Annotated in this window: 26 protein-coding genes and 5 tRNA genes; 19 read left to right on the top strand and 12 right to left on the bottom strand. The window is 71.5% G+C overall.

Features of this window, described 5'->3' with window-relative positions; translation table 11 throughout:
• The 8 genes from O7615_RS34255 to O7615_RS34220 all read left to right on the top strand — a co-directional run.
• Positions 1-982: extracellular solute-binding protein (locus tag O7615_RS34255; protein ID WP_278181922.1), on the top strand; the 982-nt coding region annotated here is incomplete at its 5' end.
• A 109-nt stretch (positions 983-1091) separates the two neighbouring features.
• On the top strand, positions 1092-2060 hold the full coding sequence (locus O7615_RS34250; protein WP_278175045.1) for a sugar ABC transporter permease: 969 nt from the start codon (positions 1092-1094) through the stop codon (positions 2058-2060).
• 10 nt (positions 2061-2070) lie between these two features.
• Positions 2071-2913 (top strand): carbohydrate ABC transporter permease, encoded by an 843-nt coding sequence (locus tag O7615_RS34245; protein WP_278175044.1) that lies wholly within the window; start codon positions 2071-2073, stop codon positions 2911-2913.
• Positions 2910-4343, top strand: a complete 1434-nt coding sequence (locus O7615_RS34240) for a GH1 family beta-glucosidase (protein WP_278175043.1) — start codon at positions 2910-2912, stop codon at positions 4341-4343. Before O7615_RS34245 ends, O7615_RS34240 begins: the two co-directional genes overlap by 4 nt.
• Before the next feature lie 82 nt (positions 4344-4425).
• Positions 4426-5472, top strand: coding sequence for a LacI family DNA-binding transcriptional regulator (locus O7615_RS34235; RefSeq protein ID WP_278175042.1), 1047 nt, complete (start codon positions 4426-4428; stop codon positions 5470-5472).
• Positions 5473-5696: 224 nt separating this feature from the next.
• A complete protein-coding gene (locus O7615_RS34230; RefSeq protein WP_278175041.1) occupies positions 5697-6398 on the top strand; it encodes an amino acid-binding protein in 702 nt (233 codons plus the stop codon).
• Positions 6399-6506: 108 nt separating this feature from the next.
• The gene (locus tag O7615_RS34225; RefSeq protein ID WP_278175040.1) at positions 6507-7568 is read left to right on the top strand and encodes a GNAT family N-acetyltransferase; all 1062 of its coding nucleotides are present in this window, start codon (positions 6507-6509) and stop codon (positions 7566-7568) included.
• 477 nt (positions 7569-8045) lie between these two features.
• On the top strand, positions 8046-11120 hold the full coding sequence (locus O7615_RS34220) for a glycoside hydrolase family 9 protein (RefSeq protein ID WP_278175039.1): 3075 nt from the start codon (positions 8046-8048) through the stop codon (positions 11118-11120).
• Between the two features lie 34 nt (positions 11121-11154).
• On the opposite strand, the gene O7615_RS34215 is transcribed toward O7615_RS34220, so the two are convergent.
• The 3 genes from O7615_RS34215 to bioB are packed head-to-tail and all read right to left on the bottom strand — an operon-like array spanning position 11155 to position 12877.
• Complete coding sequence (locus O7615_RS34215; protein WP_278175038.1) at positions 11155-11658, bottom strand: GNAT family protein; 504 nt, start codon at positions 11656-11658, stop codon at positions 11155-11157.
• Between the two features lie 5 nt (positions 11659-11663).
• Complete coding sequence (locus O7615_RS34210; protein WP_278175037.1) at positions 11664-11882, bottom strand: hypothetical protein; 219 nt, start codon at positions 11880-11882, stop codon at positions 11664-11666.
• Positions 11882-12877, bottom strand: coding sequence for a biotin synthase BioB (gene bioB, locus O7615_RS34205; protein ID WP_278181921.1), 996 nt, complete (start codon positions 12875-12877; stop codon positions 11882-11884). Before bioB ends, O7615_RS34210 begins: the two co-directional genes overlap by 1 nt.
• A gap of 237 nt (positions 12878-13114) precedes the next feature.
• Here bioB and O7615_RS34200 point away from each other — a divergent pair, with 237 nt between their 5' ends.
• Together O7615_RS34200 and bioD are read left to right on the top strand one after the other, a co-directional pair.
• Complete coding sequence (locus O7615_RS34200) at positions 13115-14251, top strand: 8-amino-7-oxononanoate synthase (protein ID WP_278181920.1); 1137 nt, start codon at positions 13115-13117, stop codon at positions 14249-14251.
• The gene (bioD, locus tag O7615_RS34195; protein ID WP_278181919.1) at positions 14239-14976 is read left to right on the top strand and encodes a dethiobiotin synthase; all 738 of its coding nucleotides are present in this window, start codon (positions 14239-14241) and stop codon (positions 14974-14976) included. Before O7615_RS34200 ends, bioD begins: the two co-directional genes overlap by 13 nt.
• 40 nt (positions 14977-15016) lie before the next feature.
• Here the strand turns inward: bioD and O7615_RS34190 are convergent, their stop codons facing one another.
• Both O7615_RS34190 and O7615_RS34185 read right to left on the bottom strand, forming a co-directional pair.
• Entirely contained in the window at positions 15017-16129 is a 1113-nt protein-coding gene (locus O7615_RS34190; protein ID WP_278182340.1) for a cytochrome P450, read from the bottom strand.
• 102 nt (positions 16130-16231) lie between these two features.
• Positions 16232-16900 (bottom strand): 50S ribosomal protein L11 methyltransferase, encoded by a 669-nt coding sequence (locus O7615_RS34185; protein ID WP_278182339.1) that lies wholly within the window; start codon positions 16898-16900, stop codon positions 16232-16234.
• A gap of 175 nt (positions 16901-17075) precedes the next feature.
• Here O7615_RS34185 and O7615_RS34180 point away from each other — a divergent pair, with 175 nt between their 5' ends.
• A complete protein-coding gene (locus O7615_RS34180; protein WP_278181918.1) occupies positions 17076-18008 on the top strand; it encodes a hypothetical protein in 933 nt (310 codons plus the stop codon).
• 92 nt (positions 18009-18100) lie between these two features.
• On the opposite strand, the gene O7615_RS34175 is transcribed toward O7615_RS34180, so the two are convergent.
• Positions 18101-18703: a TetR/AcrR family transcriptional regulator gene (locus tag O7615_RS34175; protein ID WP_278181917.1), complete on the bottom strand. Its 603-nt coding sequence runs from the start codon at positions 18701-18703 to the stop codon at positions 18101-18103.
• Between the two features lie 248 nt (positions 18704-18951).
• On the opposite strand from O7615_RS34175, the gene O7615_RS34170 reads away from it, so the two are divergent.
• From O7615_RS34170 to O7615_RS34160, 3 genes are all read left to right on the top strand, one after another.
• Positions 18952-19024, top strand: a tRNA-Gly gene (locus tag O7615_RS34170).
• Between the two features lie 34 nt (positions 19025-19058).
• Positions 19059-19129: transfer RNA gene (locus O7615_RS34165), tRNA-Cys, on the top strand.
• 13 nt (positions 19130-19142) lie between these two features.
• Positions 19143-19217: transfer RNA gene (locus O7615_RS34160), tRNA-Val, on the top strand.
• Between the two features lie 240 nt (positions 19218-19457).
• On the opposite strand, the gene O7615_RS34155 is transcribed toward O7615_RS34160, so the two are convergent.
• The gene (locus O7615_RS34155; protein ID WP_278181916.1) at positions 19458-20138 is read right to left on the bottom strand and encodes a hypothetical protein; all 681 of its coding nucleotides are present in this window, start codon (positions 20136-20138) and stop codon (positions 19458-19460) included.
• Positions 20139-20265: 127 nt separating this feature from the next.
• Here O7615_RS34155 and O7615_RS34150 point away from each other — a divergent pair, with 127 nt between their 5' ends.
• Positions 20266-20394 carry a LuxR C-terminal-related transcriptional regulator gene (locus O7615_RS34150; RefSeq protein WP_278181915.1) on the top strand — a complete coding sequence of 43 codons (129 nt, stop codon included), beginning with the start codon at positions 20266-20268 and terminating at the stop codon, positions 20392-20394.
• A 28-nt stretch (positions 20395-20422) separates the two neighbouring features.
• Here O7615_RS34150 and O7615_RS34145 read toward each other — a convergent pair whose 3' ends face one another.
• The 5 genes from O7615_RS34145 to O7615_RS34125 all read right to left on the bottom strand — a co-directional run bounded on the left by O7615_RS34145 (position 20423) and on the right by O7615_RS34125 (position 22935).
• Positions 20423-20812: a DUF4260 family protein gene (locus O7615_RS34145; RefSeq protein ID WP_278181914.1), complete on the bottom strand. Its 390-nt coding sequence runs from the start codon at positions 20810-20812 to the stop codon at positions 20423-20425.
• The gene (locus O7615_RS34140; RefSeq protein WP_278181913.1) at positions 20809-21237 is read right to left on the bottom strand and encodes an SRPBCC domain-containing protein; all 429 of its coding nucleotides are present in this window, start codon (positions 21235-21237) and stop codon (positions 20809-20811) included. The genes O7615_RS34145 and O7615_RS34140 overlap by 4 nt, the downstream gene beginning before the upstream one ends.
• Before the next feature lie 349 nt (positions 21238-21586).
• The gene (locus O7615_RS34135) at positions 21587-21910 is read right to left on the bottom strand and encodes a hypothetical protein (RefSeq protein WP_278181912.1); all 324 of its coding nucleotides are present in this window, start codon (positions 21908-21910) and stop codon (positions 21587-21589) included.
• Complete coding sequence (locus O7615_RS34130) at positions 21907-22290, bottom strand: winged helix-turn-helix domain-containing protein (RefSeq protein ID WP_278181911.1); 384 nt, start codon at positions 22288-22290, stop codon at positions 21907-21909. Before O7615_RS34130 ends, O7615_RS34135 begins: the two co-directional genes overlap by 4 nt.
• A gap of 402 nt (positions 22291-22692) precedes the next feature.
• Positions 22693-22935, bottom strand: a complete 243-nt coding sequence (locus tag O7615_RS34125) for a DUF6458 family protein (RefSeq protein WP_278181910.1) — start codon at positions 22933-22935, stop codon at positions 22693-22695.
• Positions 22936-23095: 160 nt separating this feature from the next.
• Between O7615_RS34125 and O7615_RS34120 the strand changes: the two genes are divergently transcribed.
• The 4 genes from O7615_RS34120 (at position 23096) to O7615_RS34105 (ending at position 24716) form a co-directional block, all read left to right on the top strand.
• Positions 23096-23168, top strand: a tRNA-Gly gene (locus tag O7615_RS34120).
• 39 nt (positions 23169-23207) lie between these two features.
• Positions 23208-23279 (top strand) — tRNA-Val (locus O7615_RS34115).
• A 267-nt stretch (positions 23280-23546) separates the two neighbouring features.
• Positions 23547-24218, top strand: a complete 672-nt coding sequence (locus O7615_RS34110) for a nucleotidyltransferase domain-containing protein (protein ID WP_278181909.1) — start codon at positions 23547-23549, stop codon at positions 24216-24218.
• 96 nt (positions 24219-24314) lie between these two features.
• Entirely contained in the window at positions 24315-24716 is a 402-nt protein-coding gene (locus O7615_RS34105) for a tetratricopeptide repeat protein (RefSeq protein WP_278181908.1), read from the top strand.
• Positions 24717-24727: the final 11 nt, after the last annotated feature.

Below are 24727 nucleotides of genomic sequence, written 5' to 3'. Positions count from 1 at the left end.
CATCCTCAACGAGTTCAAGGCCAACCCGCGCAACTGGGTGGACCTGACTCCGCTGGTCGACGACCACTCCACCGAGTATCTCCCCTGGAAGTGGGAGCTGGGCAAGGCGCCGGACGGGCGGCTGATCGGTCTGCCGACCGACGTCGGCAGCCTCGCCGTCTGCTACCGCAAGGACCTGTTCGGGGCGGCCGGCCTGCCCACCGAGCGGGACGAGGTGTCGGCGCTCTGGCCGGAGTGGAGCGGCTTCCACGCGGCCGGCCAGAAGTACAAGCAGGCCACCGGCAAGAACTTCATCGACTCGATCACCGCCGTCTCCAACGGCGTGCTCTTTCAGCAGGGCAGCGACCTGTTCTACGACAAGGAGAACAACATCATCGCGGACAGCAGCCCCGCGGTGAAGGCGGCCTGGGAGACCGCGACCTCGATGGCGGACATCTCCGCCAAGACGGCGACCTGGTCGCCCGAGTGGTCGGGCGGTTTCAAGCAGGGCACCTTCGCGGCGACCTTCTGCCCGTCCTGGATGCTCGGCATCGTGGCGGACAACTCCGGTGAGGCCAACAAGGGCAAGTGGGACGTGGCGGCCGTGCCGGGTGGCGGCGGCAACTGGGGCGGCTCCTGGCTGGCCGTGCCGGAGCAGAGCGCGCACCAGAAGGAGGCGGCGAAGCTCGCCGAGTTCCTGACCAACGCCACCAGCCAGGTGGAGGCCTTCAAGCTCAAGGGCCCGCTGCCCACCAGCCTGGAGGCGCTGCAGAACGAGGCGTTCCTCAGCTACACCAACGAGTACTTCAGCAACGCGCCGACCGGCAAGATCTTCGGCGAGAGCGTCAGCAAGATCGAGCCGGTGCACCTGGGCCCGAAGCACCAGGCGGTGAAGGAGAACGCGCTCGAGCCGGCCCTGCGGTCGTTCGAGAACGGGCAGGCCAGCAAGGACAAGGCCTGGGAGCAGTTCGTGAAGGACGCCGGTGTTCAGGGCGCCTTCTGAGTGATTCCCAACCGGTGGCGTTCGGGGACTACCCGGACGCCACCGGTCGGTCCCCTTCTGGGTTGCCCCTGCGCGAGGGCCCCCGGCCTCGCCGGAAAAGGAAAACAGCATGAGTCTGTCGGCCACGACGGCGCCGCCGTCGCCAGCACCACCACCACCCGATGCTGCGCCCCGGCGTCGTCGCGGGTACCTGCTCAACCGCCTGGATCTCAAGTACTCGCCGTACCTCTACATCGCGCCGTTCTTCCTGATCTTCGGCGTGTTCGGGCTGTACCCGATGCTGCGCACCGCCTGGATGTCGCTGCACGACTGGGACATGATCGGCGATCACTCGTTCATCGGATTCGACAACTACACCCAGCTGGTCTCCGACGAGTACTTCTGGAACGCGCTGGTCAACACCTTCGGCATCTTCGCCCTGTCGACCATCCCGCAGCTGCTGCTGGCGCTCTTCCTGGCGAACCTGCTCAACCGCACGCTGCTGCGCGCCAAGACCTTCTTCCGGATGGCCATCTTCGTCCCGAACGTGGTCTCGGTGGCTGCGGTGGCGATCGTCTTCGGCATGCTGTTCCAGCGCGAGTTCGGCCTGTTCAACTGGCTGCTCAGCTTCGTCGGGGTGGACCAGATCGACTGGCGGGCGCAGCGGTGGAGTTCCTGGACGGCGATCGCCACCATGGTCAACTGGCGGTGGACCGGCTACAACACCCTGATCCTGCTCGCCGGCATGCAGGCCATCCCGAAGGACCTGTACGAGGCGGCCGCGATCGACGGCGCCAGTCAGTGGCGGCAGTTCTGGCGGATCACCCTGCCGATGCTCAAGCCCACCTTCATCTTCGTGGTCATCCTCTCCACGATCGGCGGCATGCAGCTCTTCACCGAGCCGCTGCTCTTCGCCAACGGGCGCATCCTCGGTGGCAATCAGCGGGAGTTCCAGACCCTGGCCATGTACATGTACGAGAAGGGCATCGACAACCTGAGCACCGCAGGCTACGGGGCCGCGGTGGCCTGGGCGATCTTCATGATCATCGTCTTGATGTCGCTGCTCAACTTCGTTCTCGTCCGCCGCGCGGCCAAGTGAGGAGAGGTCTGTGTTCTCGGCTTCCCAGCGCCTGTGGCGCACCAGTCCATTGACCTACATGGCCCTCGTCCTGGCGGCCCTGTTGTCGATCTACCCCTTCTACTACATGCTGGTGATCGGCAGCCGCACCCTGGACGCCATCAACGACGTGCCGCCGCCGTTCACCCCCGGAAGTGCCTTCGGCGACAACTTCGGGCGGGTGCTCGACAACGACGCGGCCAACTTCCTCACCGGCCTGACGAACTCGATCATCGTCTCCTCGGTGGTCACCGTGTCGGTGGTGCTCACCGGCTCGCTGGCCGGCTTCGCCTTCGCGAAGCTGCGATTCCGGGGCCGCAACATCCTGCTGCTGGCGATCATCGTCACCATGATGATCCCGACCCAGATGGGCCTCATCCCGCTCTGGGGCATGATGCAGGAGCTCGACTGGCATGGCACCCTCTACGCGGTCACCGTGCCGTTCCTGGTCACCGGCTTCGGCGTGTTCATGATGCGGCAGTACGCCAGCCAGGCGATCTCCGACGAACTGATCGAGGCCGGCCGGGTCGACGGCGCCAGCACCTTCCGGATCTACTGGAACATCGTGCTGCCCGCGTTGCGTCCGGCCGCCGGCGTGCTGGGTCTGTTGACCTTCATGGAGAACTGGAACTCGTTCCTCTGGCCGTACGCGATCCTCACCCCGGAGAACCCGACCCTGCAGGTCTCGCTCTCCTTCCTGTCGTACGCCTACTACACCGACTACTCCCAGGTCTTCGCCGCCACGGCGGTCGGCACCCTGCCACTGGTCCTGGTCTTCATTCTGTTCGGCCGCCAGATCATCGGCGGGATCATGGAAGGTGCAGTCAAGTCGTGAGTAACCCCGCCACCCCGCCCGCCGTCGGCGTCCTGGACGAAGACGCGCCGCTGACCTTCCCACCCGGCTTTCTCTGGGGTGCGGCGACCGCCGCGTACCAGATCGAGGGCGCGGCGGCCGAGGGCGGCCGGACCCCGTCGATCTGGGACACCTTCAGCCACACCGAGGGCCGGACGGTCGCCGGGCACACCGGCGACGTCGCCTGCGACCACTACCACCGGCTCGGCGAGGACGTTCGCCTGATGGCCGAGCTGGGGTTGAAGTCGTACCGTTTCTCGGTTTCCTGGCCCCGGGTGCAGCCGGGCGGGTCGGGCCCGGCGAACGCCGAGGGGCTCGACTTCTACCGGCGGCTGGTCGACGAGCTGCTGGCCAACGGGATCGAGCCCTGGCTCACCCTCTACCACTGGGACCTGCCCCAGGAGCTGGAGGACGCCGGTGGCTGGCCGGCTCGGGACACCGCTTACCGGTTCGCCGACTACAGCCAGCTGGTGGCGGACGCGCTGGGCGACCGGGTGAAGTACTGGACCACGCTCAACGAGCCCTGGTGCTCCGCCTTCCTTGGCTACGGCTCCGGGGTGCACGCCCCCGGCCGCCGCGCCGGGGCGGACGCGGTCCGCGCCGGGCACCACCTGATGCTCGGGCACGGGCTCGCCGTGCAGGCGCTGCGCGCGGCCCGGCCCGGCCCGCAGCTCGGGGTGACCGTCAACCTGTACCCGGTGACCCCGGCCACCGACGCGCCGGGTGACGTGGACGCCGCGCGACGCATCGACGGGCTGGCCAACCGGTTCTTCCTCGACCCGCTGCTGCGCGGAAGCTACCCCGCCGACCTGGTCGCCGACCTGGCCAAGGTGACCGACTTCGAGCACGTCCACGACGGGGATCTGGCCACCATCGCCACGCCGCTGGACCTGGTCGGGGTCAACTACTACAGCCGGCACGTGGTGGCCGCACCGGTGCCCGGGGAGAAGCCGGAACCCTACTGGCGGGCGTCGTCCAGCTGGCCGGGTAGCGAGGACGTCCGATTCGTCACCCGGGGGGTGCCGGTCACCGACATGGGCTGGGAGATCGACTCCCCGGGTCTGCTGGAGACGCTGCGCCGGGTGCACGAGGAGTACACGGACCTGCCGCTGTACGTGACGGAGAACGGGTCGGCCTTCGTCGACGTGGTGGTCGACGGTCAGGTCGACGACGCCGACCGGCTGGCCTACTTCGAGGCCCACCTGCGCGCCTCGCACGAGGCGATCAGCGCGGGCGTCCCCCTGCGGGGATACTTCGCCTGGTCGCTGATGGATAATTTCGAGTGGGCCTGGGGTTACACCAAGCGGTTCGGCATGATCTACATCGACTACGACAGCCAGACCCGTATCCCCAAGTCCAGCGCCAGGTGGTACGCGGAGGTGATCCGACGCAACGGTCTGGCCGCACAATAGGGCGACGGCCAGCCAGTAACGGGCGGCCCGGCACCGACGCTGAAGCAGGTGCCGGGGCCGCCTGACGTCGGAGGAGCAGACGATGACAACGCAGCGCACCCGGTCGCTCGGGCGCCCGACCCTCGACGCGGTCGCCGCCCGCGCCGGTGTCGGCCGCGGCACGGTCTCCCGCGTGGTCAACGGCTCCCCCCAGGTGAGTCCGGAGGCCCGGGCCGCCGTCCAGCAGGCCATCGCCGAGCTGGGGTACGTGCCGAACCGCGCCGCCCGGGCACTGGTCACCCAGCGGACCGACTCGGTGGCCCTGGTGGTCAGCGAGTCCGGCGAGCGGATCTTCGCCGAGCCGTTCTTCGCCGGCATCGTCCGGGGGATCAGCTCCGCCCTGCTGGAGACGCCGTTGCAGCTCTGGCTGGCCATGGCGCAGTCGCCGCTGGAGCGGGAACGGGTCGAGCACCACCTGACCAACCAGCACGTCGACGGGGTGCTGCTGCTGTCGTTGCACGATGCCGATCCGCTGCCCACCCTGCTGGAGGAGCGCGGCCTGCCCACCGTGCTCGGTGGCCGTCCCGCGCGGATGCTGCACCCCGACGCGCAGCCCGCCTCGTTCGTCGACATCGACAACGCCGGTGGGGCGCGGCAGGCCGTGGAGTACCTCGCCGGACGGGGGCGGCGGCGCATCGCCACCATCGCCGGGTCGCAGGACATGGGCGCCGGCCTGGCCCGGTTGTCCGGGTACCGGGATGCGGTACGCACCGCCGGGTTCGGCGTCAACCCCGATCTGATCGCGTACGGCGACTTCAGCGAGGAGAGCGGGGCGACGGCCATGCGGCAGTTGCTGGACCGCTGTCCCGACCTGGACGCGGTCTTCGTCGCCGCCGACCTGATGGCCTTCGGCGCGTTGCGGACGCTGCGCGAGGCGGGGCGCCGGGTGCCGGAGGACGTGGCCGTGGTCGGCTTCGAGGACGCGCCGATCGCCCGGCAGGCCGACCCGCCGTTGTCGTCGGTGTTCCAGCCCACCGAGGAGATGGGGCGGCAGATGGCGCGGCTGCTGGTCGCCCGGATCCGGGGCGACGAGATCCCCGCGCCACACATCGTCCTGGACACCCAGTTCGTCGAGCGCGCCTCCGCCTGACCCCTCGGCCGCCGGGCCGGTCACGGCTTGCGGCGCCTCGGGCTGTCGGCCCGACCAGCGGCGCTATCTGCCCGCATGTCGCGATCTCAGCAGCTCGGGCGGGGTGTCAAGGTCAGGTTTGACCCTCGGGTCATGCCACCGCAACAGGGACGAAATGGTCATCTGACAGGCTGGGGATCAGCCTGTCGGCCACCGTGCCGGCCCGCCGAGCGGAGGGGTTAGAGATGTTGTTGCGCGTGCGGGTCACCCTGCCGGACCGCCCGGGCACGCTCGGCCAGGTGGCGCGCACCCTCGGGGTGTCGGGCGCGGACATCGTCCAGGTGGTCGTGCTGGAACGCCTCGGCGGCCGGGCGGTCGACGACTTCACCGTGGTCTGGCCGGGCGCCGCCCGGGTGGAGCGGCTGTTGGCGGGCCTGGCGGCGATCCCCGGAGTGCGGGTGGACGGCGTGTGGCGGGCGATCGGCGCGCCCACCACCACCGGCCAGGACGCCGAGCTGCTGGCACAGGTCGCCGGCAACCCGGTCGACGGGCTGGCCACCCTGGTCGACGCGGTGCCGGGGCTGCTCGCCGCCGAGTGGGCGGTGGCCGCCATGGTGCCCGTCGACTGGGCCTCCCGCAGCGGAGGCGGCGGCGCGACGGTGGGGCACGCCAGCTGGCGTACGCCCGTACCGCCGCAGTTGCCGGAGGTGACCCCGCTGCGCGCCCGGTCGATGACCATGCCCGACGGCGGCCACTTCGCGGTCGCGCCGTTCGGTCGGGCCGGGCTGGTCCTGGTGGTCTGCCGCGAGCACAGCGAGACCCTGGCGCCCGCCGCGTTCCACTCCACCGAGGTGGATCGGCTCGCTCAGCTGGTCCGGGCCAGCGCGGTGATCCTCGGTGACCGGCTGGACCTGGTCGGCACCCCACCGGTCAGCGCGAACCCGTGACCGGGCCCCAGCTGTGACGCAGACCGCACGGCTGGTCACGGCTGGACATGGTGGGGCAACCGGCTGGCAACAGCGGCAGGCGAGGGTGGCACGGGAAGGGAGGCAACGATGACGCTGTGGCGGATCCGAGCCACCGTGGACGACCGGCCGGGCTACCTGTCGGTGCTCACGGCGAGCCTCGCGTTGCGCGGAGTCAACATCCTCACCGTGCAGGTGCACACCACCGAGCGCGGTGCCGTCGACGACTTCCTCGTCGACGCGCCGGACACTCTCGACGAGGCGGATCTCCTCGCCGCCGTCGAGCGGGGGCGGGGTCGGGACTGTTGGGTGGCACGCAGTGAGGCGCGTGGTTTGGCCGACCAGCCCACCCGGGTGCTCGGGCTGGCCACCCGGCTGGTGCACGACCCGGACGCGACCGGCGAGGTGCTCCGGGCCCTGCTCGGCGCCGACGAGGTGACCTGGCGGCCCGCACCCGCCGCCGCCCGCCCGGGGATCGACGATCTGACCATGTCGCTGGCCGATCCCAACGGCGGGTCGTATCTGCTGCGCCGGGTCGCGCCGAGCTTCACCCCGGCGGAGTACGCCCGGGCGCAGGCGCTGCTGGAGCTGGGTGCCACGGCGGCCCGTCGCAGCACCGAGCAGGTCACCGTGGTTCTGCCGGACGGTGCCGAGCTGATCGTACGCCCCGCCGTCGCGGACGACCTGACGTCGGTGGTCGAGCTGCACCAGGCCTGTTCGGCGGCCAGCCGGCAGCGTCGTTACCTGGGAGGTGCGGGCCAACCCTCCCCGGCCCGCCTGCGCCGGCTGCTGGAGCCGGTCCGTGGGCTGACCCTGATCGCCGCGACGACCGGCTCCGGCGGGGCGGCGGAGTCGGTCGTCGCGATGGCCAACCTGCTCGCCGAGGGCGACGAGGCCGAGCTGGCGCTGCTGGTGCGCGACGACTGGCAGCGGCGCGGGCTGGGCTCGACGCTGCTGCGCCGGCTCACCCGGCAGGCCGAGTCGGCCGGTTACGCGGCGCTGGTGCTGCACGTCCAGGCGGACAACGCACCGATGCTGCGTACGCTGCGCCGACTGTCCCGGCCGACCACGATCGAGCGGGACGGTGCCCTGCTGACCATGACCATGCCCCTGGCCGCCCAGGTGCCGGCACCGGCCGAGACCAGCGGCTGAGGGCGGGTTGGTCGGCGGATCAGACGACCGTCCTCCGGTGCGGAGGACGGTGAGGTGGGCAGGGCCCCCGGTGCGGGAGCCCTGCCCATCGCTTGGCCGGGGACTGGTCCGTGGACGATCGTTTGCGGTTGAGTGACTCGCACAGCGGCGCGTCGAGTCACTCGGCGGCAAACGATCAGCAAGCCCAACCGGGCGTGCCGTTAGCGCGGAACGGCAACTGTCCAAGATTTGCTCGTGCGGCGGGACGCGTGCCCCTGTGTGGCGTACGTTCCGGCGTGTGCGGCCTGGTGTGCCGGGGGCCGGTGGCGTGGCTCTTCACAAGCGGTGACTCGGGCATTACATTGCTGGGTATCCATGGGAGCGCTCCCGCTCCTGTTGAAGCCACCTCGCACCGCCACCTCCGTCGGCAGCCGTCCACTCCGACGCGCCCACGCGTCTGGTCGATGCTGCCCGCCACGCATCGACAGGAGCAGTCGCATGCATCACCACCCACGGCCGCGCCGCGCCCGCGCCAACCGGCACCGACCGAACCATCGCCCGGACCAGCCCTGGCCGCGTCGTGCCGACCAACCGTGGCCCCGGCTCCGCCGCGCCGACCAGCCTCGCCGCGCCGACCAGCCTCGCCGGGCGGACCAGCCTCGCCGGGCCGATCAGCCCTGGCCTCGCCGCCCCGACCAGCCCTGGCCGCGCCGACTGCTGGCCGTCGTCACGGCGCTGGCCGCCGGGCTCGCGCTCGCGCTCGGCGTACCCGCGACCGGCGCCGCCGCCGGGCCGGTCGGCGGGGGCGGATCCGACGGGGCCCAGCCCGCTGTCGCGCCGGCGTTCAACTACGCGGAGGCGTTGCAGAAGTCGCTGCTGTTCTACGAGGCGCAGCAGTCCGGGACGCTACCGGAGTGGAATCGGGTGTCGTGGCGCGGCGACTCCGCACTGCGCGACGGCGCCGACGTGGGGGTCGACCTCACCGGTGGCTGGTACGACGCCGGCGACCACGTCAAGTTCGGCTTTCCGATGGCCTTCAGCGCCACCATGCTCGCCTGGGGTGCGGTGGAGTACCGGTCCGGGTACGCCGCCTCCGGTCAGCTGACCCACCTGCTGAACAATCTGCGTTTCGTCAACGACTACTTCGTCAAGGCGCACCCGTCACCGAACGTCCTCTATGGACAGGTGGGTCGGGGCGACGACCACAAGTGGTGGGGGCCGGCCGAGGTGATGCCGATGGCGCGGCCCGCGTACAAGATCGATGCGAGCTGTGGCGGCGCGGACCTGGCGGGGGAGACGGCGGCGGCGTTGGCCGCGTCGTCCATGGTCTTCCGGCCCACCGACGCCGCGTACGCCGACAGGCTGCTGACCCACGCGCGGCAGCTCTACACGTTCGCCGACACGGTACGCAGGAGCTATCACGAGTGCATCACCGACGCGACGAACTTCTACCGCTCCTGGAGCGGGTGGCAGGACGAGCTGGTGTGGGGCGCGATCTGGCTGTACCGGGCCACCGGCGAGGCGGCGTACCTGGCCAAGGCGGAGAGCGAGTACGACCAACTCGGCACCGAACCGCAGACCTCCACCCGTTCCTACAAGTGGACGGTCGCCTGGGACAACAAGCAGTTCGGGGCGTACGTGCTGCTGGCGAACCTGACCGGCAAGCAGAAGTACGTCGACGACGCCAACCGGTGGCTCGACTTCTGGACGGTCGGCGTCGACGGGGAACGGGTCCGGTACTCGCCCGGCGGGATGGCCGTGCTCGACTCGTGGGGCGCCCTGCGCTACGCCGCCAACACCGCGTTCGCCGCGCTGGTCTACAGCGACAACATCACCGACGCGACCCGCAAGGCCCGCTACCACGACTTCGCCGTCCGGCAGATCAACTATGCGCTCGGCGACAACCCGCGCAACTCCAGCTACGTCATCGGCTTCGGCGCGAACCCGCCGAGGAATCCGCATCACCGCACCGCGCACGGCTCATGGTGGGACAGCATGACCGTGCCCACCGAGACCCGGCACACCCTCTACGGCGCGCTGGTCGGCGGCCCGTCCGCGCCGAACGACGCGTACACCGACAGCCGCTCGGACTACGTCATGAACGAGGTCGCCACCGACTACAACGCCGGCTTCACCTCCGCGCTGGCCCGGCTGACCCAGGAGTACGGCGGCACTCCGCTGGCCAACTTCCCGGTGCCCGAACAGCCCGACATCGACGAGCTGACCGTGGAGACCACGATCATGCAGAACGAGCCTCGGGCCACCGCGATCAAGGCGATCATCTACAACAAGTCGGCCTTCCCGGCCCGCGCGCTGACCGACGCGACGTTCCGCTACTACTTCCGCCCCGACGGCACCGGACCGGTGCAGGTGACCCCCGGCTACACGCAGGGCTGCCCGGCACCCACCACCGCCCGGCAGGCCGGCGGCGACCTCTGGTACGTCGAGGTCGACTGCACCGGGCACACCATCGCCCCCGCCGGGCAGTCGCCGCACCGGATGGAGGTGCAGTTCAAGGTCGGGGTGCCCGAGGGCGGCACCTGGGATCCGAGCAACGACCCGTCGTACCAGGCGACCACCGGGCCCAACCCGACGGTGCCGCTCTACTCCGGCGGGGCGGTGGTGTGGGGCGCCGAGCCCACGCCGGCAGCCGGCGACACCACCCCGCCGAGCACCCCGGGCACCCCGGTGGCGACCGAGGTCACCTCCCGGTCGGCGAGCCTGACCTGGGCGGCCTCCACCGACACCGGCAGCGGGATCGACCGCTACCAGGTCAGCGTCTACATGGTCGGCGGTGACGTGTACTCGTACTCCTTCGCCACGACCAACTCGCTGGTGGTCACGCTCTCGCCAACCCGCACCTACGAGATCCAGGTGCAGGCCATCGACCAGGCCGGCAACCGCTCCCCGTGGTCGGCGAAACTGACCGTGACCACACCGTTCACCGACACCGGGGACACGGTCCCGCCGACCGCGCCCGGTTCGCTGACGGCATCGGCGATCACTGCGACCGGGGCGACGCTCACCTGGGCCCCGTCGACCGACAACGTGGGCGTGACCGGGTACCGGGTCTACCGTGGGCCGGCCCTGGTCGACGTCCTGCTCGACACGGTCACCGACACGACGTACGAGGCGACGGAGCTGGAGCCGCAGATCCCGTACTACTTCTACGTGGTGGCGATCGACGCCGCGGGCAACGTCTCGCCGCCCTCGGAGCGGGTGACGGTGACCACCTCCGCGCCGCTGCCGGCCTCGCCCTGTCGGGTTTCCTACGGCACCAACGACTGGGGTACCGGCTTCACCGCGAACATCACGATCACCAACACCGGCACGGCGGCGGTCGACGGCTGGACGTTGGCGTTCACCTTCCCCGGCACCGGGCAGCGGGTCGGCCAGGGCTGGGGAGCCACCTTCCAGCAGAGCGGTACGGCGGTGACCGCGACCAACCTGTCCTACAACCGCACCCTGGCGCCGGGCGCGTCGGCCGGCATCGGCTTCAACGGTACGCACACCGGCAGCAACCCCAGACCGTCGACCTTCACCCTCAACGGCGCCACCTGCACCGCCTCCTGACGCGTCTGGTCGCCAGCCGGCGGCGAGGTGCGGTTCAGCGCAGGTCGTCGGCGAGCAGGTCCATCAGCAGACCGTCGTGCCAACGGCCGTCGTCGCCGCGCTCGTAGCGGCGCAGGATGCCGACCGGCCGGAAGCCGACCTTCGCGTACGCCCGGATCGCGGCGGTGTTCGCCGCCGCCGGGTCGATGGTGAAGCGGTGGTGGCCGTGGGCGTCGATCAGATGGCGGATCAGGGTGCGGATGGCGTCCCCGCCCAGCCCGGCGCCGCGTACCGACGGGTCGAGGAAGATGTCGACGCTGGCGTGCCGGTAGTCCGGATCGTCCTCGGCGTACGACTGGATCGCGCCGACGACCCGGCCGTCGTGCTCGATCGCGTACACCGACAGGGTTTCGTCGGCGAGATCCGCCTCGACGGCGGCGACCAGGTCGTCGCCGCCGCGCCACCAGCGGCGTACCTCCGGTTCGGCCCGGATCGCCGCGAGCCTCGCCACATCGGTGGCCGCCGCCGGCCGCAGGGTGACGACCTCTCCCCGCAGCATCGTGCTCAGCCTCGCCGTTCGCCGTGCGCGACGCAGACCGCCGCCCAGCCGACCGGCAGCACCTGCACCTTCATCCGGCGGCGGCAGTGCGGGCAGTACCGGGGTGGCTCCAACGCCCGGGCCGCCGCGCAACCGGCGTGCGGCCCCGCCGACGCGGCCTCCCCACACCGGTCGCACCAGGACCCCACCGCCGGCCCGGCCTGCTCGCGGTCGGCGGTCGGCATCACAGGGTCGCCGAGAGCGCCTTGACCGGCATCTTCAGCTCGTCGAGCAGCTTGAGATCCTCGGTCGCCGGCCGACCGAGGGTGGTCAGGTAGTTGCCGACGATCACGGCGTTGATGCCGCCGAGCAGCCCGTCACGGGTACCGAGGTCACCCAGGGTGATTTCCCGGCCGCCCGCGTACCGCAGAATGGTGCGCGGCATGGCCAGCCGGAACGCGGCGATGGCCCGCAGCGCGTCCTTGCCCTCCACCACCGGGCGGTCGCCGAGCGGGGTGCCGGGTCGGGGGTTGAGGAAGTTCAACGGGACCTCGTGCGGGTCCAGCTCGGCCAGCTGCGCGGCGAACTCCGCCCGCTGCTCCACCGTCTCACCGAGGCCGAGGATGCCGCCGCAGCAGACCTCCATGCCGGATTCGCGGACCATCCGCAGGGTCTCCCACCGCTCCTCCCAGGAGTGCGTGGTGACCACGTTCGGGAAGTACGACCGGCAGGTCTCCAGGTTGTGGTTGTAGCGGTGCACACCCATCTCGACCAGCTCGTCGACCTGCTCCTGGGTGAGCATGCCGAGCGAGGCGGCGACCTGGATGTCGACCTCGGCCTTGATCGCGGCGACCCCCTCGCGCAGCTGCGTCATCAGCCGGGCGTCCGGGCCGCGTACCGCGGCCACGATGCAGAACTCGGTCGCCCCGGTGGCGGCGGTCTGCCTGGCCGCCTCGACCAGCGAGGGGATGTCCAGCCAGACCGACCGTACCGGCGAGGTGAACAGGCCGGACTGCGAGCAGAAGTGACAGTCCTCCGGGCACCCGCCGGTCTTGAGCGAGACAATGCCCTCGACCTCGACCTCCGGGCCGCACCAGCGCATCCGCACGTCGTGGGCGAGCTGGAGCGTGTCGGACAGGTGCTCGTCGGGCAGGCTCAGCACGGCGAGGACACCGGCCTCGTCGAGACCGACGCCGTTGTGCAGCACCTGGGCCCGGGCCTGGTCGAGGATCTCTGGCATGGCAGTACCCTACAAGGCCGCCGCGCCGGCAGGCCCGACCCGGCCGCCGGCGGGCCGGAGCGACCGCAGGCCGGAGGCGCTGCCGGCCCGGACCGGAGTTGCTGCCGGGTCGGCTGGTGACGCCCGGGCCGGTGGCGCGGCGAGCCGTACGGCGCCACGCCGGTGCGGGCCGGTCGGGTGGTAACTTCGCCCGGCGGAAGCGCCTGACGGGTGGGAACGGCGGGAAGGGACGTGGCGGTGGCGGACTGGCTGGCGGCACTGGACCGCCGCGCCGAGCTGCGGGCGAAGGCGGGACTGACCCGCCGGCTGCATCCGCGCGCCGCCGACGACGAGGTGGTCGACCTGGCCGGCAACGACTACCTGGGCCTGGCCGCGCATCCCGAGGTGGTTGCCGCGGCGGCGCGGGCACTGTCGGCGTACGGGCTGGGGGCGACCGGATCCCGGCTGGTCCGTGGCTCCACCGACGCCCACCACACGCTGGAGGACACCCTCGCCGGCTGGCTCGGCACGGACCGGGCGCTGGTCTTCTCCTCCGGATACCTGGCCAACGTCGGCGCGATCCGGGCCCTGGTCCGCCCCCGTACGCTGCTGGTCTCCGACGCGCACAACCACGCCAGCCTGATCGACGGGTGTCGGATCTCCGGCGCGGAGACGGTGGTGACCCCGCACGCCGACCTCACCGCGGTCGCGGCGGCCCTCGCGGCCGCGCCGGGCCGACCGGCGGTGGTGGTCACCGAGTCGATCTTCTCGGTGGATGGTGACCTCGCCCCGCTGGCCCGGCTGCACGCGATCGCTCGCGAACACGGCGCGGTGCTGCTGGTCGACGACGCGCACGCGCTCGGCGTGACGGGCCCGGCCGGTGCCGGCGCGGTGGCCGGCGCCGGGCTGGCCGGCGAACCGGACGTGGTGGTCACCGCCACCCTGTCCAAGGCGCTCGGCGGCGCGGGCGGCGTGGTGGCCGCCCCGGCCGAGTTCATCCGGCATCTGGTGGAGACCGCGCGGACCTTCATCTACGACACCGCCCTGCCACCGGTGGTGGCCGCCGGGGTGCACGCCGCCGTCGGGCTGGCGCGCTCCGGCGACGACCTGCGCGCCGACCTGGCCGAGCGGGCCGCCCTCGCGGTACGCCGGCTGCGCGCCGCCGGCCTTGACGTCTCCGCCCCGCGCGCCGCGGTCGTCTCGGTCACCGCACCCGGCCCCGAGGCGGCGACCGCCTGGGCCGCCGCCTGCCGGGACCGGGGAGTGGCGGTCGGCTGCTTCCGCCCGCCCTCCACCCCGGACAGCCGTTCCCGGCTGCGGTTGACCATCGGCGCGGGGGTGCCGCAGGCGGACTTCGCACGCGCCCTGGAGGTCATCGTGGAATGCGCGCCATGACGGATCAGTGGCGGGGACCGGTGCTGGTCACCGGGACCGACACCGAGGTCGGCAAGACGGTGGTGACCGCAGCGATCACGGCCGCGGCGCAGGCGGCGGGGCTGCGGGTGGCGGTGATCAAACCCGGCCAGACCGGTACGGCCACCGGCGAGCCCGGCGACGTCGAGGCGGTCACCCGGCTGGCCGCCCCGATGACCGGGCGTACGCTGGCCAGCTTCCCGGACCCGCTTGCCCCGCTGGCCGCCGCCCGGGTGGCCGACCTGCCGCCGCTGGAGCTGTACACCGCCGTCGACGCCATCCGGGAGGAGGCCGACAAGCACGATCTGGTGCTGGTCGAAGGCGCCGGTGGGCTGCTCGTACCGATGGGGCTGCGACCGTCGGGGGAGCCGTGGACGGTGGCCGACCTGGCCGTGTCGCTGGGCGCCCCGGCGGTGGTGGTGGCGCGCGCCGGCCTGGGCACCCTGAACCACACCGCGCTCACCCTGGAGGCCCTCGACCGGCGGGCCGTGCCGGCCGGCGTGGTGATCGGCGCCTGGCCGACCGAACCCGAGCTGGTGCACTGGGCCAACCTCAGCGACCTGTTGCCGAACCTGCTCGGCGCGCTGCCCACCGGTGCCGGCGCGATGGACCCGGGGGTGTTCCGGCGGTCCGCCCCGGGCTGGCTGACCCCCGGGCTGTACGGCGTGCTCGACGACTGGCGTTCCTGGGCCGACGAGATCAGCTGAGGCGTCCACCGGTACTGACCTTCGTCGGGTACCGCCCGGTTCAGCGGCGGACGATGAGCGCGTCGGGCATCCGGAAGGTGAGATTGTCCGGGTAGCGCGGCGGGCGAACCACGCGCACCCGGGCCAGCAGCGGTGCCGCCTCCGTGACCAGCGTGGTGGCCTCCATCCGGGCGAGCTGGTCGCCGAGGCAGCGGTGTGCGCCCGCCCCGAAGGCCAGGTGCCGGCGTGACCCGCGCTGCCCCGGCCGGAACTCCGCCGGCGACGACACCACGGCCGGGTCGCGGCCGGCTCGGGCCAGCCACAGCACCACGCTGGTCCCCGCCGGCACCGGCGTCCCGCCCAGCGTGGTGTCCACCGCGGCGACCCGTCGCCAGGTGACGATCGGCGGCTCCAGCCGCAGCCCCTCCTCGACCACGTCGCCGGCCGGTACGGAACCGTCGCGCAGCCCCGCGAGCACCGCCGGCTCGCCGACCAGCCGGTGCATCAGCAGGGTGAGGAACTGCGAGGTGGTCTCCTGGCCGGCGACCAGCAGGAAGAACAGCGCGCCGACCACCACGTCGGGCGGGTGCCCGGCGGCCCGCAGCGACCCGGCCAACCCGTCACCGGTGGCCGCGAACTCCCGCAGCAGCCGGTGGAAGCGCCCGACCTCGGCGGCGAGGACCCGCTGCCGGTCCGCGTCCAGCGGCGCCCAGAAGAGTTCCAGCGCGGCGCGGGCGAACTCCTTCACCGCGGCGACCGGAGTGTCGGGCAGGTCGACCAGCCGGGCCAGGACCAGCAGCGGCAGGTCGGCGGCGAGCGCGGCGTGCAGGTCCACCGGCGCACCGGTGTCCAGGGTGGCGTCCAGGTCGGCGATCCGCTGCCGGATCAGCCCGGCCAGCCAGTCCCGCTGGGCGGCCACCCGCGTCGGGTGCAGGGCGTCGGCCACCAGGGCGCGGATCGCGGGGTGACTCGCACCGCCGTTGTTGGCCAGCGTCGGGGGCAGCCGGAACCGGTGGGCGGCGAGCACCCGCAGCGCGGCCACCGGCATCGGCGTGACCGCGTCCAGGGCGTTGTCCGGCCGGTACGTCGCGGTGTCGGTGAGCACCTCACGCACCAGCGCGTGCCGGGTCACCAGCAGATGCGCGACGCCCACGTGATCGGCGACCCGGACCACGTCCGGGAACCGGGCCGCGTCGGGTGGCCGGGCCGCGTCGCGGCCGGCACCTTCGGTTGCCCCGGAGGCCGGTTCCCAGCTGCGGAAGAGCACGGCGTCACGCTAGTCGGACGGCCTCGGCCGTCCCGCGCGCAACCGCCACACCGTGGTGCGCTTCACCCGTACGCTCTCCAGCGCCTCGCTGACCGGCACGTCGTAGCGGGCGAGTTCGTCGAAGCGGTCGTGCGGCAGGAAGGCCCGACCGGGATCGCCGACCAGCACCGACGCCCCGGATCGGGCGGCGCGGAGCAGGAACCGCAGCACCCGGTTGGCCATCGCCTCGCTGTAGAACACATCCCCGGCGAGGACGACCTCGGCGTCCCCCGCGTCACCGTCGAGGATGTCGCCCAGCTCGGCGTCGACGCGTACCCCGTTGGCCTCGGCATTGAGCGCGACCGCCGCGACGGCCAGGTCGTCGACCTCCACCGCGCGCACGGCGGCGGCCCCGACCCGGGCGGCGGCGATGGCCACCAGGCCGGAGCCGGAGGCCAGGTCGAGCACCCGGCGGCCGGCGACCAGCTGCGGGTGGTCGGTGACATGGCGGGCGAGGGCCTGACCACCGGCCCAGGCGAAGGCCCAGAACGGCGGCGGCCGGTCGCTGCGGAACTCACCCTCGGTCAGCTCCCACAACCCGACCGGCTCGTCCGCCTGATGCAGCCGCACCTCGGGTACGAAGGCGACGGGCGCGAGCCGGGCGTGCAGCCGGACGAAGGCGGTGGAGAGCGCGGACACCCGGTGATTGTCCATCGTCACGCCCGGCGGCGTGTCGCGGGTGCGTCGTGAGCGGTTCAATACCGTACGTGAAAACGGGCATCTTGCTTCACCATGCGTGCGAACACGCCCGTCTACCGGCTGGCTTCGGACGCTCCTAGCGTGGCGAATGGAGGCGACCAACGGGAGGCGGATCGTGAAGAGACTGTGGCGGTACACGCTACGGATCGGTGTCGCGCTGGCATGTCTCACCGGAGTGGACGTCGCCATGGCCGGCCCGGCGCACGCGGCGTTCGCCACCGAACTCAGCGGGCTGCCGGACCAGTTCACCGCCGGAGGGCGGGTGGCGACGGTCTCCGCCGTGGTGTCCCGCTCCGACCAGGGTGGCTGCATCAAGGTGCGCTGGTCGATGGTGCTGGGTGTGCAGGGGCTGCGGCTGGACCAAATGCGGGTGGAGCGGATCGAGGAGACCGGTCCGTTCCCGGTGGAGGTCCGTGCCGAGGGTGACACGGCGCGGCTGACCGATCGCCAGCTCGACCCGGGCACCCTGTGCCCGGGGCGCACCGTGACCGCCCAGTACCGGATCGCGTTCGCCGAGGACGCCGGCCAGGGCCAGGTCAGCCTCGCGGCCGAGGCGTTCGACGAGAATTCCGAGCTGCTGGCCCGCCAGACCGCGACCCGCGAGGTGGTCGGCCGGCGTGCGGCGGCCCGACCCACGACCGCGGCACCGACCCCGTCCGAGGTACCGACGGTGGAGCCGACCGAGGCGCCGACGGTGGAGCCGACGGAGGAGCCGGTGCAGGTGCCGACGGTGGATCCGTTCGAGGAGGAGAACGACCTCGCCGACGACGCGGAGTACGCCGATGCGGCGAGCGCCCCGCCGGCCGCCGGTGCGGCGGGCAGCCAGGTGTCGCGAAGCGGCGGGTTCGGCCTGACCGAGGCGGCCTTCCTTCTCGGCGGCCTGCTGCTCTTCCTGGGGGTCGGCCTGTTGCTGCGGCTGCGGCACCTGAACCGGGAGCCGGAGGCCGTGGTCGACGGCCGTGCGGCGACCGTCACGGCATGGGAGGAGCAGCCCGGACCTCGCGGGCGCTGGCGGACCGTACCCCGCGACGGCCGCTACCTGAGCTGACCGCTGTTGTCTGGGCTGGCGCCCGTTATCCGGGCTGGCGGCCGCGCGCTCGTCGCACGGCGGTGGGCGCGCCGTGGTGACCGCGCGGGTGGCTACTCCAGCTGGGCGGGGTCGAGCCCCAGCTCGCGCGCGGTCACCAGGCGTACCCACTCGGCGAACTGCCGGCGGGAGATCACCCGGTCGTGCACCGCGAGCTGCACCGCGAGGCCGTCCATCACCGCGCTGATCCGCCAGGCCGCGCCGGCCGGGTCCGCGCATTCGAAGACGCCCTCGCGGACCCCGTCCGAGATCACCGTGGCGAGATCCTGGCGCCAGCGTAGGTCCAGCTTGCGGGAGACCTTCTCCAGTTCGGGAGTACGCAGCGACTCCGCCCAGCCGTCGATCCACATCGACCAGGAGGTGGCCCGCCCGGCCGGGGTGTAGAGCCGCAGGATCCGGCGGAGCTTGGTCAACGGCGGGGCGTTGGAGCGCGTCACCGCGTCCAGCCGGGCCAGATCCTGCTCGACGGCGTACGCGAAGGCCTGGGCGAGCAGCCGTTCCTTGGTGGCGAAGTGGTAGAAGACCAGCGCCTGGCTCACCCCGGCGGCCTGCGCCACGTCCGCCGTGCGGGTGTTCGCCAACCCGCGCTGCCCGATCACGTCACATGCGGTGCGCAGCAGGGCATCCAGGCGGATCTCGGCCGCACGTCTCGTCACGCCCGTCACCGTATCTGATCGAGACGGATACGGCCGGTCACCAAACCCTGGTTGATCTGGCTTGCGACAGTCGGAAGCCGGACACTTGCCCGGCGCCCGCGCGCTGCCCCGGCAGCCGTGATGCCGGGGCAGTCTCCTAGGAGGGTCAGGTGGCCGGATTTCGGACGCGCCGGGATGGGAACCCGATTTGGCAACCGTTCCGCCGCTCGGCTAGAGTTCTCATCCGTCACCGGAAACACCGGGGGCATGCGGACGTAGCGCAGTTGGTAGCGCATCACCTTGCCAAGGTGAGGGTCGCGGGTTCGAGTCCCGTCGTCCGCTCGGAGCTGCCGCCACGCGTGACGGGGGCAACCTCGGTGGGGTGGCCGAGAGGCGAGGCAACGGCCTGCAAAGCCGTGTACGCGGGTTCAAATCCCGTCCCCACCTCGTATAACAGCAAGGGCGATTGGCGCAGTGGGAGCGCGCTTCCTTGACACGGAAGAGGTCACTGGTTCAAACCCAGTATCGCCCACCACAGGTAGCCGTACGCGAACCGTGTCAGCGGTTCGTATTTGATCAAGGGCCGGGCCGTCGAGCGGATGACGGCCTCCGGTTCCTCCCGCGACGCTCTCGGGATCTCACCGTCACGTCGCTGCCCCTCACCCCGATCCGAGCGGGATCGTCCCCGCCGTGCGAATGATCATCGCGTCTCCGCTGTCAATCCGGTGACGGCTGCGAGCGCCAACCGTGGCGGCGGGACCAGGTCACGCACCTGTCAGTCGCCGCCGAAGAGCCCGCTGTCCAGGATCGAGTTGTAGCGCAGCCGGAGTGCCCGCTCGGTGCTCGCCACGAGCGTTGCCAGGACCAGCGAGATGTTCGCCCACGCCGGGAGGTGGAAGGGACTGAGGAATGTGCCGATCCGCTCCGCGATGGGCGGGATCTGCGTGATCTGCTCGACGATCTGCGGCACGCCGAGCAGGAGGGAGAAGGCGAGCACGATCACCGATGCGAATCCGATGCCACGGCTCAGCGCCGGGTGGTCCCGTGCCAGGCGGGCACGTCGCCCCTCGGTAGCGGCGGGATCGGGCACGAGCTGCCGCTGCGTCCCGTCCGGGGTGACGTAGTGGCAGCGGCGGAGGCCGTAATTGCTGGTGACGACCTCGATGAGGCCACCGGGTACCGGGAACGAGGCGGGAGGCTTCGCGCGAGCCTGATTCACGCCGTCGAGATAGAGCTGGACGTACACCTCGCCGTTCGAGTCACCCCCGTGCCTGACGTCGACGGACCACGTCTCCGAAGCCCCGCCCTCGCCGTCGAGACGCAGATGGAACAGGGAACGCGAGAACAGTTGCCACCAGCGATAGCGCGGCAATGCATGGCCGTCTCCTGGTCTGACCCGCCCCACGTCAGCCCCCTCCCGTTCCGCTGCCGTCGCAGAATCAGCCGACGACAGCACACCCTATTTCCTGTGACCGCCGCGAACCCGACGGGCGCGTCCGCCGCAGCCTGGTCCGCGCACGATCGCCGCGATGTCGGCCCGAGCGCGGCCAGCTCTCGTGCCCCAGGCGATGGACCCTCCCGCGATGGCGCGTTCTCGGAAGCGATCGTCGCTGACCGATCGCGAACTCGGTGTGTTGCGCGCCGGGCGGCACGGCGAGTCGACCCACCAGATCGCACGCACGCTGTCGCTCACCCCGGGCACGGTGCGTTGAGGATTCGGGATGGCGGCCGCGCGCACGGTCAGCGGCGGCCGCGACCGATTCGCCCCAGGTGGGTGTGCGTGAACCCCTCGGAATGCTTGAGGCCGTAGCCGAGCACCCGATCCGCCCCGATGTGAAACGCCCACGAGCAGGCAGCCAGGCCGAAGACCGTCGACAGCGCCGACAGCGAGGGTGCGGTGAGGAGTGCTGCGGTGGCGGCGAGCGCTGGCCCGGTGTAGTTGTGGACGAGGTTGTAGAAGAAGGCGCCCGCAGAGGGTGAGCGCAGGTAGCCGAGCGCGGAGAGGTCGAAGAGCACGAACGCCGCAAGCGGCATCCACCACCACTTCGGGTACAGCAGCGCTGCCGCCGTCATGGCGAGGGCCGCGATGACACCGTTCTCGACGCGCTGGACGACGCCAACGCCTGTCACGCCTCGGCCCGGGCGGCGAGTGCTGAGTTCATCTCCGCGAAGCCTGCCTCGGTCGAGCGCAACAGGCCGCGCACCATCGGCACGAGCACCCCGGAGAACCGCTCGGACTGGGTGAACCGGGTCGATGCAAGGCTGAGGGCTTCAAGTTCGAAGGAGTGTGCGCCGTCGAAGATGCCAGGGATGAGCAGGCGGCCGAGCCACGCGAGCCGCCGCTCGGGCTCCACGGCCGTGACAGTGGGAGTGAAGCGCTGCCGCTTCGCACCGGGCGGAGCGATCGTTACGGACAGCCGCGATCCGGGGACGAGGTCGCCGTCGAGCGCGATCATGAAGGGGTTCCATTCCGGGTACGCGGCGGTGTCGGTGAGGATTGCCCAGACGCGACTCGCGGGTGCGTCGATATCGATCGTGTGGCTGACGGTAGGCATGGTCGTCCTCTCGTGGTCTGGCCCAGGGGAGTGACCCTGACTACCGCAGCAGGACGCGTAGTCGAGGACGCGGTGGACGACCGACATGCGACACCCGGCGCACTACCCTGCCCAACGATGACAAGTCTTTCCGATCATACGAACCCGGGCTTGATCGGTGGATCGAGATTTGGTCGAGGACGGCGGTGGCGTTCGGTCTCACGACCGGGCCACGCCTCGGCCGGCGGTGGCGCACCGGCCGCCGGACCGCTCCCGGTCGCCACCACCGCCGGCCGGGCGGACCACTGCCGGGCGCACCGCGGACTGCCGCTCATGCCGCTCCTTCTCGTGGAGGTGCCGCCGCTCCTGCTCAGCCGATCTGGCTGAGCAGCCGTTCCAACTCGGCCAGGCGCCGCTTGACCTCGGTCATCTCGTCGCGGGCGCCACGCACTTCGGCGCGTAACCCGGTCAGTTCCTCCAGGGCCGCGGCGGTGGCCTCCGCCGAGCGGGTCTCGGCATCGACGACCCGCTCGACCAGGGCGTGGTAGGCCGCCTCGCCGGCCGTGCTCCGCCGGGCCCGGTAGAAGCCCAGGCTGACGAATCCGACAACGGCGGCCAGCGCGACCGCCAACGCGGCCGACGTGATCGTGGCGGTCTGCGCGATGTCCAGCTCGGCTGCCAACAGTCTGGTCACGTGTTCGTTTCCTCTCCCGATTCGCCCGCTGACGGGCCGTTCCTTGCCGGCGCGGCCACTCCCGAGTCCGGCAGATCCAGCGTCGCGACGGCCCCGGCGACCACCTCTGGGGTGAGTGCCAGCACGAACGGCACCACCTCGAAGTACTTCACCGAGCTGCCGTCCCGGGCCGTCTCCAGTTCGCCGACGACCAGGCCGGCCGCCTCCAGACGCTGGAGATGCATGTAGAGCAGGGGCCGGTTCATTCCCAGCCGGCGGGCCAGCTGGCTGACGTAGCTGCGTCCCGTGGCGAGTGCCGCGACGATCCGCAGCCGGTGCGGGCTGGCCAGCGCGGTGAGCATCAACAGCAGTTGCTCCCCCGTGGGCGGGGCCTGGGCCATGCGTCCGGCTCCCTTCCGGGTGTCAGTGTTGTCTGACAGGGGGTGTCAGATAACACTGACACCCCGGACGGCACGCGTCAAGCGGCCGGATCGGTGTCAGGTGGAGGCGGAGGTGTGCGTGCGTCAGGGTGCGGGGTGGCCGGCGTCGATGCGGCCGATCGCGGTGCGGGTGCGCTGGTGCCCCGTCATGCAACCGTGAACGGGCAATCCGGGGCCGGCTACGGCATCGGGTCCAGATCTTGGACAGTTCCCGTCAGCGCTGGACGGAAACTGTCCAAGATCTCGCGTCCGCATCTCATCCTTCGAGAACAGGGTCCGCGCCGGACAGGGCTTGGCCAGGGTGAGCCCAACTGCTGGTCGTCCCACGGGCAGCTGCGCATGTCCGGCCGCCGCGCCATCGAGTCACAGCGGCGGTGCGGCGTCCCGACGCTCTTCGACCCGGCGGTACTCCACCGGCTCCTCCGTGGTGGCGATCACCTGACGGCGGCGGCCCCAGACGAGGGTCGTCATGATCAAGCCGAGCACGCCGGCGGCCATCAGGATCCACCCGACCACGTCAAGGTCGAGCCCGCCGATGCTGGCGTTGACCGCGAAGGTGAGGACGGCGCCGAGCGCCAGCAGGAAGATACTGGTGCCGATACCCATGACAGCCTCCTTTGCCCAGGGGATGCGGTGTGCTGTCGAGGGAGGTCTGTACCCCGGCGCCGAGCGGCGCAACCACGGCCGTGCCGGGGCTCGGGGGCGCTGCCCTCGACGATCTTGTCATCGGGTAGACTTGCCACCGTCCCCGGCACCGACGGGGCGTGCGGACGTAGCGCAGTTGGTAGCGCATCACCTTGCCAAGGTGAGGGTCGCGGGTTCGAGTCCCGTCGTCCGCTCGCGGTCCGACCGCACCCACGGGTGCCGGCGGTCAACACGGGCGATTGGCGCAGTGGGAGCGCGCTTCCTTGACACGGAAGAGGTCACTGGTTCAAACCCAGTATCGCCCACTCGAAACGCTACCCAGGTGCGGCCGGCGAAGGCGGTAAAGCCGCTGGCCAGGACGCATCTGGGTGGTTCGCGCAGGGCGGTGGGTACGCACCGGCGGCCTGACGCGTGCTCCCTGGTTCGGTCAGGCCGTGTCTGATCCGCGGCCGCGTCCGTGCAAGCCGACCGTCACCAGCTGGACTGTTCCCACGATGACGGGGCCCGAGCGGCCGGGTCAGGCCGAGAGTGGGCCGCGCGTCTCGGCTGGCACTTGGGTAGCGTTGCCGGACGTGATCGATCTTGTCGAGCGGCGTACCGCCCTGGCCGTTGTGGTCGGGTCGCGGGCGTATGGGCTGGATGTGTCGGGTTCCGACTACGACCGGCGTGGTGTGTTCGTGGCACCGACCCGCGCGTTCTGGCACCTGGACAAGCCGCCCACCCACCTGGACGGGCCGGCGGCGGAGCAGTTCTCCTGGGAGTTCGAGCGCTTCTGTCTGCTCGCCCTGCAGGGCAACCCGACGGTTCTTGAGGTGCTCTGGTCCCCGCTGATCGAGACGATCACCGTGGACGGGGAACGGTTGCTGGCGGCGCGGCGGGCGTTCCTGTCGAGTCGGGTGGCCCAGACGTACGGCGGCTACGCCCGGGACCAGCTCAACCGGGTGGCGGCCCGCCGGGAGCGCACCGGCGAGACGAACCACAAGCAGGCTATGCACATGATCCGGCTGTTGATCGCCGGTACGCACGTGTTGCGTAGCGGGGAGGTCCTGGTCGACGTGCGGCACCTGCGCGAGAAGCTGCTCGCCGTGCGGCGCGGCGAGCTGCCCTGGGCGGCGGTCGACGCCTGGGCGGCGGACCTGCTCGTCGAGCTCGCCGACGCGACCGCCACCACCGCGCTGCCGGAACAGCCCGACCGGGAGACCGTGGATCGGCTGCTCACCGCCGTCCGAGAGAGGAACCTGTAGTGACCACCGAGGTGCCACGATGGATGAGGACAGATGAACTTCAGTGAGCGTGTGCGCTCGGCCTTCCGACGTGGTGAGACCGACGCGGTGGTGCGCATGAGCGAGGCCGAGATCGAGCGGGCTCAGGCGGCCGGCGACCCGGCGGGCGAGGTGGAGGCCCGGTACAGCCTGGCCCGGGTCGCCATCCGCGGCGGTGACCTGCCGGGCGGGGAGGCCCGGGCGCAGGAGGCGCTCGCGGTCGCGCTGCGCTCCGGCGACCGGAGCCTGGAGGAACGGCCGAGACATGTGCTGGCCGCCGTGGCGCGGATGTCCGGCGACCTGCGCCGTGCCCGGGATCTGTACCGGGAGAGCATCGCGCTCAACGAGGCGCTCGACCAGCCCGAGACGGTCAATTCGGAATATCACAACCTCGCGTTCTGTGAGCTGGGTCTGGGCAATCTCGACGTGGCCAGGGACCTGTTCGCCGAGGGCCGGGAGCGGGTGTTCCGCAACGGCTGAGCCGACTTCGT

The organism is Micromonospora sp. WMMD1082 (genome assembly GCF_029626175.1).
Classification (GTDB): Bacteria; Actinomycetota; Actinomycetes; order Mycobacteriales; family Micromonosporaceae; genus Micromonospora.
Note: the sequence above shows the minus strand (reverse complement) of the source record. Positions and strands in the feature narration are given on the sequence as shown.

Coding starts and splice junctions, on each gene's coding strand:
- bioB (WP_278181921.1), bottom strand. CDS start 12,877: ATGCCAGAGATCCTCGACCAGGCCCGGGCCCAGGTGCTGCACAACGGC.
- O7615_RS34215 (WP_278175038.1), bottom strand. CDS start 11,658: ATGCTGCGGGGAGAGGTCGTCACCCTGCGGCCGGCGGCGGCCACCGAT.
- O7615_RS34130 (WP_278181911.1), bottom strand. CDS start 22,290: ATGGCCCAGGCCCCGCCCACGGGGGAGCAACTGCTGTTGATGCTCACC.
- O7615_RS34225 (WP_278175040.1), top strand. CDS start 6,507: ATGACGCTGTGGCGGATCCGAGCCACCGTGGACGACCGGCCGGGCTAC.
- O7615_RS34250 (WP_278175045.1), top strand. CDS start 1,092: ATGAGTCTGTCGGCCACGACGGCGCCGCCGTCGCCAGCACCACCACCA.
- O7615_RS34230 (WP_278175041.1), top strand. CDS start 5,697: ATGTTGTTGCGCGTGCGGGTCACCCTGCCGGACCGCCCGGGCACGCTC.
- O7615_RS34235 (WP_278175042.1), top strand. CDS start 4,426: ATGACAACGCAGCGCACCCGGTCGCTCGGGCGCCCGACCCTCGACGCG.
- O7615_RS34150 (WP_278181915.1), top strand. CDS start 20,266: ATGGCGCGTTCTCGGAAGCGATCGTCGCTGACCGATCGCGAACTCGGT.
- O7615_RS34140 (WP_278181913.1), bottom strand. CDS start 21,237: ATGCCTACCGTCAGCCACACGATCGATATCGACGCACCCGCGAGTCGC.
- bioD (WP_278181919.1), top strand. CDS start 14,239: ATGCGCGCCATGACGGATCAGTGGCGGGGACCGGTGCTGGTCACCGGG.
- O7615_RS34105 (WP_278181908.1), top strand. CDS start 24,315: ATGAGCGAGGCCGAGATCGAGCGGGCTCAGGCGGCCGGCGACCCGGCG.
- O7615_RS34125 (WP_278181910.1), bottom strand. CDS start 22,935: ATGGGTATCGGCACCAGTATCTTCCTGCTGGCGCTCGGCGCCGTCCTC.
- O7615_RS34220 (WP_278175039.1), top strand. CDS start 8,046: ATGCATCACCACCCACGGCCGCGCCGCGCCCGCGCCAACCGGCACCGA.
- O7615_RS34210 (WP_278175037.1), bottom strand. CDS start 11,882: ATGCCGACCGCCGACCGCGAGCAGGCCGGGCCGGCGGTGGGGTCCTGG.